The organism is Mesorhizobium onobrychidis, from assembly GCF_024707545.1.
GTDB lineage: Bacteria > Pseudomonadota > Alphaproteobacteria > Rhizobiales > Rhizobiaceae > Mesorhizobium > Mesorhizobium onobrychidis.
Window position 1 is genome coordinate 1,959,779 of the sequence record NZ_CP062229.1, and the last position, 13,576, is coordinate 1,973,354.

14 protein-coding genes are annotated in these 13,576 nt (G+C 61.3%); all 14 read right to left on the reverse strand.

The genetic code is table 11. The annotated features are described in order from the left end of the window. Positions 1-75: 75 nt before the first annotated feature. The 14 genes from IHQ72_RS09650 to IHQ72_RS09715 all read right to left on the reverse strand — a co-directional run bounded on the left by IHQ72_RS09650 (position 76) and on the right by IHQ72_RS09715 (position 13,576). Positions 76-372, reverse strand: a complete 297-nt coding sequence (locus IHQ72_RS09650; RefSeq protein WP_258122227.1) for a hypothetical protein — start codon at positions 370-372, stop codon at positions 76-78. Positions 373-767: 395 nt separating this feature from the next. Continuing rightward, complete coding sequence (locus IHQ72_RS09655) at positions 768-1,460, reverse strand: response regulator transcription factor (protein ID WP_258122228.1); 693 nt, start codon at positions 1,458-1,460, stop codon at positions 768-770. Next, on the reverse strand, positions 1,457-4,174 hold the full coding sequence (locus IHQ72_RS09660; protein ID WP_258122229.1) for a DUF4118 domain-containing protein: 2,718 nt from the start codon (positions 4,172-4,174) through the stop codon (positions 1,457-1,459). The genes IHQ72_RS09655 and IHQ72_RS09660 overlap by 4 nt, the downstream gene beginning before the upstream one ends. A 52-nt stretch (positions 4,175-4,226) precedes the next feature. Next, entirely contained in the window at positions 4,227-4,796 is a 570-nt protein-coding gene (gene kdpC, locus IHQ72_RS09665) for a potassium-transporting ATPase subunit KdpC (RefSeq protein WP_258122230.1), read from the reverse strand. Positions 4,797-4,808: 12 nt separating this feature from the next. After that, a complete protein-coding gene (gene kdpB, locus IHQ72_RS09670) occupies positions 4,809-6,902 on the reverse strand; it encodes a potassium-transporting ATPase subunit KdpB (RefSeq protein WP_258122231.1) in 2,094 nt (697 codons plus the stop codon). Next, complete coding sequence (locus IHQ72_RS09675) at positions 6,899-7,111, reverse strand: hypothetical protein (RefSeq protein WP_192356228.1); 213 nt, start codon at positions 7,109-7,111, stop codon at positions 6,899-6,901. The genes kdpB and IHQ72_RS09675 overlap by 4 nt, the downstream gene beginning before the upstream one ends. A gap of 25 nt (positions 7,112-7,136) precedes the next feature. Further along, positions 7,137-8,840, reverse strand: coding sequence for a potassium-transporting ATPase subunit KdpA (gene kdpA, locus IHQ72_RS09680; protein ID WP_258122232.1), 1,704 nt, complete (start codon positions 8,838-8,840; stop codon positions 7,137-7,139). Positions 8,841-8,873: 33 nt separating this feature from the next. Further along, positions 8,874-8,963, reverse strand: a complete 90-nt coding sequence (locus tag IHQ72_RS09685) for a K(+)-transporting ATPase subunit F (protein ID WP_036266998.1) — start codon at positions 8,961-8,963, stop codon at positions 8,874-8,876. 343 nt (positions 8,964-9,306) lie between these two features. Then, entirely contained in the window at positions 9,307-10,806 is a 1,500-nt protein-coding gene (locus tag IHQ72_RS09690) for a hypothetical protein (RefSeq protein WP_258122234.1), read from the reverse strand. Between the two features lie 77 nt (positions 10,807-10,883). Beyond that, complete coding sequence (locus tag IHQ72_RS09695) at positions 10,884-11,585, reverse strand: class I SAM-dependent methyltransferase (RefSeq protein ID WP_258122235.1); 702 nt, start codon at positions 11,583-11,585, stop codon at positions 10,884-10,886. Then, complete coding sequence (locus IHQ72_RS09700) at positions 11,566-12,615, reverse strand: glycosyltransferase family 2 protein (RefSeq protein ID WP_246804504.1); 1,050 nt, start codon at positions 12,613-12,615, stop codon at positions 11,566-11,568. The genes IHQ72_RS09695 and IHQ72_RS09700 overlap by 20 nt, the downstream gene beginning before the upstream one ends. Positions 12,616-12,788: 173 nt before the next feature. Continuing rightward, positions 12,789-12,971 carry a hypothetical protein gene (locus tag IHQ72_RS09705; protein ID WP_165848837.1) on the reverse strand — a complete coding sequence of 61 codons (183 nt, stop codon included), beginning with the start codon at positions 12,969-12,971 and terminating at the stop codon, positions 12,789-12,791. Then, complete coding sequence (locus tag IHQ72_RS09710; RefSeq protein ID WP_202365981.1) at positions 12,971-13,159, reverse strand: DUF3606 domain-containing protein; 189 nt, start codon at positions 13,157-13,159, stop codon at positions 12,971-12,973. Before IHQ72_RS09710 ends, IHQ72_RS09705 begins: the two co-directional genes overlap by 1 nt. 156 nt (positions 13,160-13,315) lie before the next feature. Beyond that, the gene (locus IHQ72_RS09715) at positions 13,316-13,576 is read right to left on the reverse strand and encodes a DUF982 domain-containing protein (RefSeq protein WP_164759750.1); all 261 of its coding nucleotides are present in this window, start codon (positions 13,574-13,576) and stop codon (positions 13,316-13,318) included.

Consider the following 13,576-nt stretch of genomic DNA (forward strand, 5'->3'; position numbering starts at 1 on the left):
CCGTTTTGATGCTGCTTCAAGCACAGCGGCGTTCAAGTATATAAGTCGGCTAAATAAATGAAAAGTACCGGCTCATCAGCGGCAGGTGCTGATAAAGCGGCTGCCCGACCGCCGCAACTGGCACGTAGGCTTCATCTGCTGCACATCAGGCCGTTGCGGCGCGACCTCGCGATCCTGGGCACGGAACTGCTGTTGCTGCTGTTGATATTGCTGCCGCCGCAGCCTGTTCTCGAGCATCTGCAATTCGTTTTGCCGGACCAGAGCGTTGCGGTTGGCGGGACTGACGATCTGCGCGGAGACAGCCGCACCCGACAGCATTGCTGTTGCCAGCATTGCCGACATCAAGATCGTCGATAGGCGAAACGGCGACATCCATTCATTCCCGCGCGAAACTGAGCCTCCAATCATATAGGGCGTTTGTCTGGTGATGCCATGGTTAAAGCCTCGCCGAAGCGGAATTGGCGGGTTGAGCTGCCGAACTCAATGCCCATCGACCCCATGCGCGCCGGGCAAGGGGATAAATCTCGAGATCGACGACAACAAATTGGAGGGCATCCTGCAGTTCAGCACTTGTTAGGTCGTCGGTCGCCTGGTGCCTGTGGCATTCAACGCGAAAATCACGCCGCTGCTCAAGGCCGCCACCATTTTGAAAATCAATGCGGTTGCGGTCGACAAAGGCCAGCCGATCAGCTTCCCAATCTCATTGACCGGCTTCAGCGGCTCGCCGCGGAGCTCTCGGCCGATTGAACGTCGCCCCGCCCGTCGCTTCAGTCCACTTCGCGCAGACGATATCCGACGCCGGTTTCGGTGGTGATGTAACGCGGTTGGTCGGGCGTTTTCTCGATCTTTTGCCTGAGCTGCCGCACATAGACCCTGAGATACTGCACGTCGGTCGAATCGCCCCAGACCTGCTTCAAAAGAAACTGGTGGGTGAGAACCTTGCCCGCGTACTGCACGAGGATGCGCAGGATGTCGTACTCCTTCGGCGAGAGCTTTATCTCCCTGCCCTCGATCGTGACGATGCGCTTTACCAGATCGACCGTGAGATCGCCGGTGTGGAAAACCGGCTTCTCGCCTTGCTGCTGGAACTTGTGGCGGAGCGCCACGCGGATGCGCGCGACAAGCTCGTTCATGCCGAACGGCTTGGTGACATAGTCGTCGGCGCCGAGTTCTAGCGCCGAGACGATGCCGGTCTCGTCGGTGCGGCTGGAAAGGATGACCACGGGAACGTCCAGGCCGTCGTCCCGCCATTTGCGCAGCAATTCGTGGCCGCCCATGCCGGGCAGGCCGAGATCGAGCAGGATCAGGTCCGGCTTCTCCGTCTCCATCAGTTCGATCGCCGTCTTGGCGTTTGGCGCCTCACTGATCGCATAGCCCTGGCTGCCAAGGCCGACGCGAAGCAGCTTGCGGATCGGCGGTTCGTCATCGACGACCAATATCCTGACGTCCAGGATCGTCATGGCAAGTCATCCATGTCGGGATAGTCCACACGTTGGCCCGTCGGCACCGGCATCCTGATGGTGAAAACCGCACCCGAGCGGTCGGTCCTGTTGGCCGCCGAAATCGTCCCGCCCATCGCCTCGATGAAGCCGCGGCAGATCGAGAGCCCGAGCCCGGTGCCGGCACGGACCTGGTCGCCCTTGCGCACCCGGTGGAACGTGTCGAAAATGCGCTCCAGATCCGCTGGCGGAATGCCCGGTCCCTCATCCATGATCTGCAGGATGACGGAACCATTGTCGGCCCAGCCCTGCAGGCGGATCGTCGAACCTGGCGGCGCATATTTAGCGGCGTTGTCGAGGAGGTTGAACAGCGCTTGCTCGAACAGGACGGGGTCGAGCCTCAACATCGGCAGATCCGCGGGAATGTCCATTTCGGTCTTGTGTTCGCCGATGATTTTCCTGGCCCGATGCAAGGCGGTGCCGACAATGTCGCCGACATAGTGGAATGCGTAGTTCGGCTCCATCGCACCGGATTCGATCTTTGTCATGTCGAGCAGATTGGCGATGAAGCGGTTCAGTCGCTCCGATTCGTCAAGCACGGTCGACAGCAGCTCCGCCCGATCCGCTTCGGGAAGCGCCGGCGCAAATTCCCGCAAGGTGCCGGCGGCGCCCATGATGGCGGCAAGCGGTGTTTTCAGGTCATGGGAAATCGAGGTCAGCAGCGCCGAGCGCAGGCGGTCCGCCTCGGCCTCGAGCTTGGCCCGGTCGACGTCGGCAACAAGCTGGATGCGCTCGATGGCGACTGCCGCTTGATCGGCGAGCGCGTCGAGAAGGCGCTTCTGTTCTGGAGTCAGCAACGGGCCTTGCTTGTCGTTGTCGAGGCCGACGACGCCGACGGCGGTGCGCCCCGTCCGCAACGGCAGATAGAGGCGTCTTGCTCCGGGAAGCGTGTCGGCGCCGCGGCCCGCGGGGCGATCGTGCTCCCAGGCCCAACGGGCGGCCGCGATGTCGGCCTCAGCCAGCGTGTCGTCGGGAGGATAGCCGGCCTTGACGGTGATCGAGCCGTTTTCCGGCAGCAGCAGCACCACGCGCAGCTTCAGCATCGAGGCAATCTGGAAGGCAGTTGCCCAGAGCACGTCGTCAAGCGTGCCAGCGCCGGCGAGCTTCTTCGAGAAGAGATAGATATCTTCCGTGGCGCGTGCCCGCGAGCGGGCAGCGACCGCCTGTCGCTGCACGCGCACTGTCAGATTGCTGGCAATGACCGCAACAACCAGGAAGACAGCCAGCGCAACGATGCTCTCCGGATCCTGGATCGTCAGCGTGTAACGTGGTTCCAGGAAGAAATAGTTGAAGGCAATGGCGCTGATGAGGCAGGCATACAAAGCTGGCCAGAGACCGCCGGTCACCGCCGAAGTCAGAACCCCGATGAGAAAGATGATCGCCAGGTTGCGGACGTCGAGAAACTGGTGGAGAAGGACGGCGAAGGCGAGCGAGCCAACAACATAGGCCGTGGCCTTGAGATAGGGCCAGATCTCGAATTGCCACTGCTCGTCCGCAGCCTTGACGGTCCTCGACGTCGCCTCGGCGTTGCGTTCGTTTCCCGAAATGACATGGACGCTGATGTCGCCGGCATTGCGGATGAGATCATAAGTGAGCGAGCCTTCGATCAATTCCCGCCAGCGCGATCGGGTCGGCCTGCCGATCACGATATGGGTGAAGTTGTTCGCGGTCGCATGGCGAACGATGTCCTGCGCGACGTTCTGACCTGGAATGGTCGTTACCTCCGCGCCGAGCTGCTCGGCAAGGCGCAGCAGAGTCGCTAGCCGATCCTTGTCCTCCTCTGACATCCCGGCTGAACGAGGGGTATCGACATGAAGCGCCGTCCAGGGGGCGCGGAGCCGGTCGGCCAATCTCCGCGCATAGCGGACACGGGCCGCCCCGCCCGGACGCGCGTCGACGCAGACGAGAACCCTTTCCCCCGCCGCCCAGGGCCCGGGTATGGCGTGGGCCTGCATGTGGATCAGCAACTGCTCGTCGACGCGCTGGGCGGTGCGGCGGAGCGCCAGTTCCCTGAGCGCCGTCAGATTGCCCGGCGAGAAATAGTTCTCGATCGCGCGCTGGGCGGTGCTGGGGATATAGACCTTGCCTTCCTCGAGCCGCTTGATCAGGTCGTCGGGCGTGAGATCGATGATCTCGATGTCGTCGGCCTGGTCGATGATGGAGTCTGGAACCGTCTCGCGCACCCTGACGCGCGTGATCTGCGCCACGACATCGTTCAGGCTCTCGACATGCTGGATGTTGAGCGTCGTGTAGACGTCGATACCGTGCGTCAGGATTTCCTGAACGTCGAGATAGCGCTTGGGATGGCGGCTGCCCGGCGCGTTGGTATGGGCAAGCTCGTCGACGAGGACCAGCGCCGGACGCCGGGCAAGGATGGCATCGAGGTCCATTTCCTCGAGGATGCGCCCCTTGTAGTCGACCTGGTGACGGGGAATCACCTCATAGCCATCGACCAGCACCTGGGTTTCCTTGCGGCCGTGCGTTTCGACGACGCCGATCACCACGTCCACCCCGTCGGCCAGTCTTGCACGGCCCGACATCAGCATTTCATAGGTCTTGCCGACACCGGGTGCTGCGCCCAGGAATATCCGCAGACGACCGCGCGCCTCCCGCTCCGCATGATCAAGCAGCGCGTCGGGTGAGGGTCTGGTTTCGTTGCGGCTGTCGTCCGGCATCAGAATCGATCATGAATGGCGCCGGGGATGGTGTCGATCCCCGCCCCACCATTCATTGCTTGGTGGCCTCGTCCAGCGCCAGATTGAGCGCCAGCACATTGACTACCGGCTCTCCCATGAAGCCGAGTTCGCGATCCTCGACATGGCTGTCGACAAGGGCTTTAACCCTGGCTTCGTCAACGCCCCTGGCCTTGGCCACCCTGGTAACCTGGAAATAGGCGGCCTCGGGGCTGATATGCGGATCGAGGCCGCTGCCTGAAGTCGTGACCAGATCCATCGGCACCGGCTGGTCCGGATTTTCCGCCTTCAGTCTGTCGGCATCGCCCTTGATGCGGTCGATCAGCTTGGGGTTGGTCGGCCCGAGATTCGAACCGCTCGAAGCTGCGGCGTTGTAGCCGTCGCCGGCAGCCGACGGCCGGCCATGGAAATAGCGCTCGCTGGCAAAAGCCTGGCCGATCAGTTCGGAGCCGACGATCTTGCCGTCCTTCTCGATCAGGCTGCCATTGGCCTGGTTGGGGAACAGGGCCTGGGCGATGCCGGTCATGCCGATCGGATAGATCAGGCCGGTAAGGATGGTGAAGAAAACGATCATGGTGATCGCGGGTCTGATTTGCTTGAGCATGGACTTAATTCCTTATGCGAGGCCAATCGCGGTGATGGCCATATCGATCGCCTTGATGCCGACGAAGGGGACAATGATGCCGCCGAGGCCGTAGACAAGAAGGTTGCGGCTGAGCAGCGCGCCCGCGCCGATCGCGCGATATCTGACGCCTCTCAGCGACAGCGGGATCAGCGCGATGATGATCAGTGCGTTGAAGATGATGGCCGAGAGAATGGCGCTCTGCGGCGTTGCCAGATGCATGATGTTGAGCGCCTGCAGCGGACCTGATGTCTGCCCCGGCGCGATGTAGAAGACGGCGAATATTGCCGGGATGATGGCAAAATACTTGGCCACGTCGTTGGCGATGGAGAAGGTCGTCAGCGAGCCGCGCGTCATCAGCAGCGCCTTGCCGATTTCCACGATCTCGATCAGCTTGGTCGGATCGCTGTCGAGGTCGACCATATTGCCGGCTTCGCGTGCGGCGACCGTGCCGGTGTTCATCGCAACGCCGACATCGGCCTGCGCAAGGGCGGGCGCATCATTGGTGCCGTCGCCGCACATGGCGACGAGCTTGCCCTTGGCCTGTTCGTCGCGGATGAGCTTCAGCTTGTCCTCGGGCGTCGCCTGGGCAAGAAAATCATCGACGCCGGCCTCCGCCGCGATCGCCGCCGCCGTCATCGGATTGTCGCCGGTGATCATCACCGTGCGGATCCCCATCTTGCGCAGTTCGGCGAAGCGTTCCCTGATGCCGCCTTTGACGATGTCCTTGAGATGGACGACGCCGAGCAGGCGTCCGTCGCGCTCGACCGCCAGCGGCGTGCCGCCGGATTTGGCGATGTCGTCGGCGATCGCCTGCAGGTCGCGGACGATGTCGCTGCTGGGGCGCGTACCATGCGTGGCGACGGTCGACTGATTGACGTGGGCGAGCACCGAATCGACCGCGCCCTTGCGAACCGACGAGCCGTCGATGTCGACGCCGCTCATGCGGGTTTGCGCGGTGAAGGGCACGAAAGCGGCATGCAGTGTTGCCATGTCGCGGGCACGGATGGCGTATTTCTCCTTCGCCAGCACGACGATCGAGCGGCCTTCCGGCGTTTCATCGGCAAGCGAGGCCAACTGTGCAGCGTCGGCCAGCTCCTGCTCGGTGACGCCCTTGACCGGGCGGAATGCCGTCGCCTGGCGATTGCCGAGCGTGATCGTGCCGGTCTTGTCGAGCAGCAGCGTGTCGACGTCGCCAGCCGCCTCTACGGCGCGGCCCGACATCGCCAGCACGTTGAACCGTACCAGGCGATCCATGCCGGCGATGCCGATGGCCGAAAGCAGCGCCCCGATCGTCGTCGGGATCAAGGTGACGAACAGGGCGACCAGGACGGTCACCGAGATGTAGCCGCCCGAATAGGAGGCGAAACTCGGGATCGTCGCCGTCGCCAGCACGAAGATCAGCGTCATGCCGACGAGCAGGATGTTGAGCGCGATCTCGTTGGGCGTCTTCTGGCGCTCGGCGCCTTCGACCAGCGAGATCATGCGGTCGAGGAACGTATGGCCGGAGGCCGCGGTGATGCGCACGCGGATCCAGTCGGACAATACCTGCGTGCCGCCGGTCACCGCCGAACGGTCGCCGCCGGATTCACGGATCACCGGAGCAGATTCGCCGGTGATCGCCGCCTCGTTGACCGAAGCGACGCCTTCGATCACCTCGCCGTCCGATGGAATGATGTCGCCAGCCTCGACGAGCACCACGTCGCCGACCTTCAGGCTGGTGCCGGGTACCCGCTTGAACTTGGTGCGGTCGTCGCCGCTCAACAGCTTGGCCTCGGCCTCGGTGCGCGCCTTGCGCAGCGAATCGGCCTGCGCCTTGCCTCGGCCTTCGGCGACCGCTTCGGCGAAGTTGGCGAAAAGCACGGTGAACCACAGCCAGATGATGATCTGCAGCGAGAAGCCGAGATCGCCGCCACCAGTGACAAGATCCTTGACGAACAGGACTGACGTGAGCGCCGAGACGACAGCGACGACGAACATCACCGGATTGCGCATCAAGGTGCGCGGGTTCAGTTTCCTGAAGGCCCCGTCGATGGCGGGCAGCAGGATGCGGGCATCCATGATAACAGCGGATTTGGACTGGCTCATTTAGTGGCTCCAGTATCGATGTTGTTGGATGGCACCGATCGATCGTATGCCGAAAGAAGATGCGGAAGCCCGGAGGCCAGCAGCCAGATCACGATCATGACGGCCGCAATGCCGAAGAACGTGGACATGGTCGGGAAAGGAGGCGGGGTTGCTCCCTTTTGATCGGCTCGATGTCGAATCTTGCGGCGTATGGTTTCGAACCAGGACATGACATTGATCCAAGGTGGGGCGGTTTCAGAACGTCTGCCCGTGGATGCCAGCCAGGTGCTCGACGATCGGTCCGACCGCCAGCGCCGGGAAGAAGGTGAGGCCACCGACGATCAGAATGACGCCGACCAGAAGCCCGACGAACAGCGGCCCGTCGGTCGGGAAGGTGCCGGCGGAGGCGGGCAACGTCTTCTTGGCGACAAGCGAACCGGCGATCGCCAGAGCCGGGATGATGACCAGGAAGCGGCCCATCAACATGCCGATGCCGAGCGTGATGTTGTACCAGGGCGTGTTGCCGGTCAGGCCGCCAAAGGCCGAGCCGTTGTTGGCGGCAGCCGAGGTGTAGGCATAGAGAACCTCGGAGAAGCCGTGCGGGCCGGCATTGGCTATGGAAGCGACGCCTGTCGGCAGCACCACCGCGATGGCGGTGAAGATCAGCATCGCCAGCGGCAGGCAGAGAATGGCGAGCATCGCCATCTTGATCTCCTTGGCTTCGATCTTCTTGCCGAGATATTCGGGCGTGCGTCCGACCATCAGTCCGGCGACGAAGACGGCGATCACGATGTACATCAGGATGCCGTAGAGACCGGCGCCGACACCGCCGACAATGACCTCGCCGAGCTGCATGTTGATGATCGGGATCATGCCGCCAAGCGCAGTGAAGCTGTCATGCATGGCGTTGACGGCGCCGCAGGACGCGGCCGTGGTGATGACCGCAAACAGCGCCGACAAAGCGATGCCGAAGCGCGTTTCCTTGCCTTCCATGTTGCCGCCGTCGATGCCCAGCGCATGAACCAGCGGATTGCCTGATGCTTCCGCCCAGTAGCAGACGGCGACGCCGGCGATGAAGAGGACGCCCATCGCGGTCAAGATCGCCCAACCCTGGCGCTGGTTGCCGTTCGTACGGCCGAAGACGTTGGTCAGCGCCGCACCGATAGCGAAGATCGAAACCATCTGGATCAGGTTCGAGATCGCATCGGGATTTTCGAAAGGGTGCGCGGCATTGGCGTTGAAGAAGCCGCCGCCATTGGTGCCGAGCATCTTGATGGCGATCTGCGAGGCTGCTGGCCCGACCGCGATCGTCTGCCGCGCGCCCTCCAATGTTGTGGCGTCGATATAGGCGCTGAGCGTCTGCGGTATGCCGAGATAGACATAGACCAGCGTCAGCACGATGCAGAGCGGCAGCAGCAGGTAAAGGGTGCACCGGGTCATATCGACCCAGAAATTGCCGATCGATTTGCCGGAGGCCTTGGTGAAGCCGCGGATCAGCGCGATTGCGATGGCGATACCGGTCGCCGCGGACAGGAAGTTCTGCACGGTGAGGCCGGCCACCTGCACGAGATAGGACATTGTGCTTTCGCCGCCGTAGTTCTGCCAGTTGGTGTTGGTCATGAAGCTGGCGGCGGTGTTGAAGGCGAGACCGGGTTCGACGGCGCTCATACCGGCCGGATTGTAAGGCAGGCTGCCTTGCAGCCGCTGTAGGAAGTAAAGCACCAGGAAACCGGCCAGGTTGAAGAACAGCAGGGCCGCCGCATAGGTGGTCCAGTGCTGCTCCTCACGCTCGCTGGTTCCCGAGATGCGATAAAGACTCCGCTCGACAGGGCCCAAAATTGGCGAGAGGAATGTGCGGTCGCCGCTGAAAACGCGATACATGTAGCCGCCGAGCGGCTTCACGAGCAAAACGACGATCCCGCAATAGACGAGGATCTGTATCCATCCGTTGAAAGTCATTGAAATAGCTTTCCGTGCCTTCGCCAGTTGCCGTTAGAAACGTTCTGGGCGAACGAGGGCGTATGTCAGGTAGGCGAGAAGGAACAAGGTCACAGCGCCACCAAGGATGTAATCGACAAGCATGTTGTGATCCTTCCGCCTAAAGACTGTCGCAGGCTTTGATGAAGGCGAAGAACAGGGCGAAAAATAAAAACCCTATTCCGAGAACGATGATGTCCATCGGACTTGCTCCTTATTTTCGTTTTGCACTGCCTTGCCTGCAGCCGGCAGGTTTGAAGTCATGTGAAGACACTCGGTCGCGACGGTAATGGCGACCAAGATAAGTCCTTCCCAACGGAATATGGATCAAAACCCCATAAAGGTTCGAGCCGGGGCAAAGAGGAAAGAAATAAAAATCCTATAGGGATTTTGCGGTCACGATCTCAGCGCACGGCGTTTAAGACAATCGGCGCGAAGCTGCCGAAAATCAAGGTTCGCGCGTGTAGATCACGGCGTAGTCGTCCGCATACGCCCGCTTCCAGCCCAGTTCGCCGAAGAATGGAATGCGGCTGTCGTCCGGCGTCAGCAAGGCCCAGTCTATCGCATGCTTCTCGAGCTGCGCTTCGAGGACAGGCTTTCCGCCGCTGCGTCCTGTCTCGGCATCTGTCTTCATAAAGCCGTTGAGAAAGAGCTGATCTGTCCGGCCGTCGATGAATGTCTTGATTCCATGGAAAATCAAGCTGCCGCCGAAGTTGTAGGAATTCAGGACATTGCCTGACAGATGATGGCTTTCGACGAATGCGAGCGCATCCTTGGCCGAAGTCTTCTGGCTCGGCGCGACCGGATAGGCGCTCGTCAGCATTGCGGTTGCCGCCAGCAGCAAAACGCCTGCCACGCCGCAGATCCGGTAAAATCGCTCTGCGAAAAACCGTTCCAGCCCGTCGCGCCTGTCGGACATCCATTTCGCCAGGGAAAGTGCGGGATATTGCTCCGCAATCTCGGCCGCAAGCACGATCGGGACCAGCAGAAAGAACAGGTACATGAAGCGCAGATGGGTGAGATAGATATGCAAGGCAAAGACGATGAACAGCGCCTTCGCCCAGCCGATGCGAAGTTTCGACACAAGCAGCGCGAAAACGAACAGTAGGATCCCCACTTCCTGGAACCGTTGATCCGAGGCGTCGAACGGTTTCCATTCGATAATCAAGGGAACCGCTTCATTGCCATAGGCTACGGTGAAAGTGGCAAGGATGGCCTTGATGCCATAGGGATTGATCAAGCTGACCACCGGGCAGAGCAGTCCGAAGGCAACCCATTTGCCAAGGAGTACGGGGTTGGACAGGCGGGTTCGCACTAGAACATCGAGGCCGGCGAAAGCCGCGATGACGAAGCCGATGGTAAAGGTCGCGTGGAGATTGGCCCATAGGACCAGCAAGGCAAGCAGCCACAGAGGCGGTCCCTGCTCATCGCGCGTTGCGCGAAAAAGCATTGCGGTCCAGATCACGATGATGGGCAAGGTGAAGATGTGCGGACGCGCGGTGTAGATCGGGGAGATCAAGGCCGCCGCGAACAAGGCCAGTCCCACTGCCGCCGTCGGTCTCAACCAGGTGCTGAGATACCATGACAGCAGCGCGCCCGTCAGGGCGATGGTTGAGATGATCAGTACCGCCACGCCGTTCCAGCCACTTGCCGTGTAGGCGAGCGCAAGGAGAACCTGTCCAAGCCATTCCTTGGCGATCCACGGGTGTCCGGCGAAGGTATGAGAATAGCTGTCGACAACCGGGAACGTACGATTTGCCAGCAGATCGAGCCCCACCTTGACCTGCCACCAACAGTCGGGGTCCTGCAGGATGGCTTGGGCGTGGGCGGAAAGCGCGAATGCCACGAGAGGTGCGACGAGCAGGCAGAACATCGCCCTGGCCCGCTGCGCGTCGTTGACCGACGACGCGGTCGCAACGGTCGCTACGGTCGCCTGAATCCCGTTCATATCATAGCTCCAGGCCGCTCTGCGGCAGATCGATTGGCGGTTTCAGCTTGTCGCTCATCCGAGGGCAGGGCGTCCGCTCAAACGGCAGGCTTGACCGCATGCACGAAATATTGGGCTCCCATAGGCATCCAGGTCAGGAAGCGCTCCAAGGGTCGCAATCTTGCGAGCATGCGTGGGAAAAAGATCCGGTAAACGACGTCGGATTTGGAGAAGCCGGCCGCAGCCATTCGCTTGCGCACGTCGCGGCTGTTGATCAGGATTGCGTTCTCGTCGAAAGCACAGTTTCGCACCACGTGCGTCGTCAGCGGATTCCAGGGATTGTGCTCGAACAAAAAGAAGCTGCCACCACCGGTCAGCACTCTCTCGATCTCCTTGATCAGGCCGACATGGAGATTTTCGGGGATGTGATGGAACACGCAGGCGGCAAAGGCGAGGTCGAAACTTGCGTCGTCGTAAGGGATCGTTTCGCCGTCGAAGTGCCTGAAATCGGCCTGGCCGGGAAAGCGCTGGCGGGCGATGTCGAGCGACTGCGACGAGGGGTCGAGCAAGGTGATTTCGCTGTCGGGAAATGCGGCGCGCATAGGTCCAAGCGAATTGCCGACACCCGCGCCGAAGTCGAGTATCCGCCGCGGCTTCACGCCTGAGCGGGCGAGCCTTGCCGCGACATCGTCGATCTTGTACTGCGCGAAGAAATCCGGGGTTTCGCCGCTCAGCCGGATACTTGCGGCATGCTGCTGCTGATACTCCAGCGCGAACTGGTCAAACTCGGCCTGAAGCACGCGCGGCTCCCTTCGTCAGTTCATGGGCCATTTCCTGAAGGCGATGGACGGGCAGCTTCCCGGCGGCAGGATCATGGGCAGCGATCTCGTTTATGAGGTAGAGCGGCCGCCGCTTGGTCTCCATATACATGCGCCCGAGATATTCCCCGAAAATCCCCAGGACCAGAAGCTGGACGCTGCCGAGGATCAGGACGATTGCCGCCAGGCTGGTCCAGCCGGGCAACACGCTGCCGGCAAACCATGAGAAGAGCGTGTAGCCGAGCGCAGCAAGCCCGAGAAAGCCGAAGATCAAGCCGAGATGCGAGGCGAACCGCAGGGGTACGATGGAGAAGCTCGTCATCGCATCCATTGCCAGAAGCACCATCTTCTTCAACGGGTAATGCGTTGTGCCTGCGAAGCGCTGGTGCCGCTCATAGGCAAAAGCCACCTGTTTCAGGCCGATCCAGCTCACCATGCCGCGAATGAAGCGGTAACGCTCGGGCATCGCATTGAGATGATCAAGCGCGCGGCGGCTCATCAGGCGAAAATCCCCGGAATCGAGTGCCATGTCGACGTCGACCATCTTGCGCAGCAGACGGTAGAACAATGCGGCGGTTGCGCGCTTGAACCAGCCTTCGCCCTGGCGCTTCAGCCTCTGGCCATAGACGACGTCGAATCCCTCATCCATCTTTGCCATCATGGCTTTGAGCAATTCCGGCGGGTCCTGGAGGTCGGCATCGAGAATGAGAATGCGCTGGCCGCGGCAAAACTCCAGGCCGGCGCTGAGCGCAATCTGGTGGCCGTAATTTCGGGCGAGGTCTATGCCGACGACGTGGCTGTCCTGTTTGGCGAGTTCGAAAATGGCCTCGCGGGTGCCGTCGGTGGCTCCGTCGATGACCAGCACGATCTCGTAGGAATGCCCCGCTTGTTCACGGCAAACGGCTGTGACGCGCCGGTAAAGTTCGGCGACCCCGCCGATTTCATTGTAGCACGGCACGACAACCGACAGTGCGACGGCGCGTCGCGCAGCGATTTTCTCTGTTTGCGCCAAAAGCCCAGCTCCCATGGTTAGAACGGGAATAGGCCGAATTTGTTAGAAAATTGATAAACCGCTCAGGATTGCCGGCCCGCGACGCCAGATAAGCGAAGCGTACGGATGGCCGGGCGCGTGCGACGGTGATGCGGGGGATACGGCGAGGGCAGACACTCCGCCAAACCGGCGGCTCAGCCTTCTGCCTTGAAGTTCTTCGCTTCCTTCTCGACCTTGGCGCGGTCCTTGCCGTGCTTGCGCATCAGATCCTTCGCCTGGTTGGGCGAAACGTCGGTGGTCTCGGCCAGGCGCAGGGCCTCCTTGTCGTCCGGTTCGCGTTTCTTCCGATCCGCCATTGTGGTCCGCTTGTCAGACATCACGACGCCTTTATGCTCTCGGCGATTTCGTGCAGCACCTTGCGATCGGTGCCGTGGCGCTTGATCAAGGTGCGTGCCTGTTCGGGAGTAATGCCGGCTTCCTCGGCGAGATGCCTCACCTCATAGTCTTCGTCGCCGGCAACTTGTGAGCGATCGCGGTTGTCGGTCTTGGTCTTGTCGTCGGGCATGGCAGTTCTCCTCGTTTCGACCTAGAGCATAACGACGGAGATTTCGTGAAGTTCCTTAATGCATGTCGCCCAAAGTGCGCAGCGGCTTGGGACAACGACATGCATAAAACAAGAACTTAAAGAGCGTCGCATCGATCTCTTCAGACGTGAGGCGCTTCAATGGCGGCCTTCGCGAACAAACACATGGGCTTCCTTGGCGGCGGCCGTGAATGCCCGCCGCGCACTGCCAACCGCCCGCCGCTGCTCCATCGCGTCCATCATGGCTTTCAAGGCCGCGCGATATTTCGGCCCGCGCTTTTCGTCTGGCCATTTGTCGACCAGAAGCGAGGCCGCCTGGACCGTCCTCGTCACAGAGAGGGGGCGGCCGATCCGTTCGCTCTCGATCGTCACCGGAACGTCGAATTGTTCATCACGCAT

Excerpts from the sequence above, each read along its gene's own strand:
- IHQ72_RS09705 (WP_165848837.1), bottom strand. The coding sequence starts at position 12,971 with ATGTCTGACAAGCGGACCACAATGGCGGATCGGAAGAAACGCGAACCG.
- IHQ72_RS09650 (WP_258122227.1), bottom strand. The coding sequence starts at position 372 with ATGTCGCCGTTTCGCCTATCGACGATCTTGATGTCGGCAATGCTGGCA.
- IHQ72_RS09655 (WP_258122228.1), bottom strand. The coding sequence starts at position 1,460 with ATGACGATCCTGGACGTCAGGATATTGGTCGTCGATGACGAACCGCCG.
- IHQ72_RS09715 (WP_164759750.1), bottom strand. The coding sequence starts at position 13,576 with ATGCGTGATGAACAATTCGACGTTCCGGTGACGATCGAGAGCGAACGG.
- IHQ72_RS09710 (WP_202365981.1), bottom strand. The coding sequence starts at position 13,159 with ATGCCCGACGACAAGACCAAGACCGACAACCGCGATCGCTCACAAGTT.
- kdpC (WP_258122230.1), bottom strand. The coding sequence starts at position 4,796 with ATGCTCAAGCAAATCAGACCCGCGATCACCATGATCGTTTTCTTCACC.
- kdpA (WP_258122232.1), bottom strand. The coding sequence starts at position 8,840 with ATGACTTTCAACGGATGGATACAGATCCTCGTCTATTGCGGGATCGTC.
- IHQ72_RS09660 (WP_258122229.1), bottom strand. The coding sequence starts at position 4,174 with ATGCCGGACGACAGCCGCAACGAAACCAGACCCTCACCCGACGCGCTG.
- IHQ72_RS09690 (WP_258122234.1), bottom strand. The coding sequence starts at position 10,806 with ATGAACGGGATTCAGGCGACCGTAGCGACCGTTGCGACCGCGTCGTCG.
- IHQ72_RS09685 (WP_036266998.1), bottom strand. The coding sequence starts at position 8,963 with ATGCTTGTCGATTACATCCTTGGTGGCGCTGTGACCTTGTTCCTTCTC.
- IHQ72_RS09675 (WP_192356228.1), bottom strand. The coding sequence starts at position 7,111 with ATGTCCTGGTTCGAAACCATACGCCGCAAGATTCGACATCGAGCCGAT.
- kdpB (WP_258122231.1), bottom strand. The coding sequence starts at position 6,902 with ATGAGCCAGTCCAAATCCGCTGTTATCATGGATGCCCGCATCCTGCTG.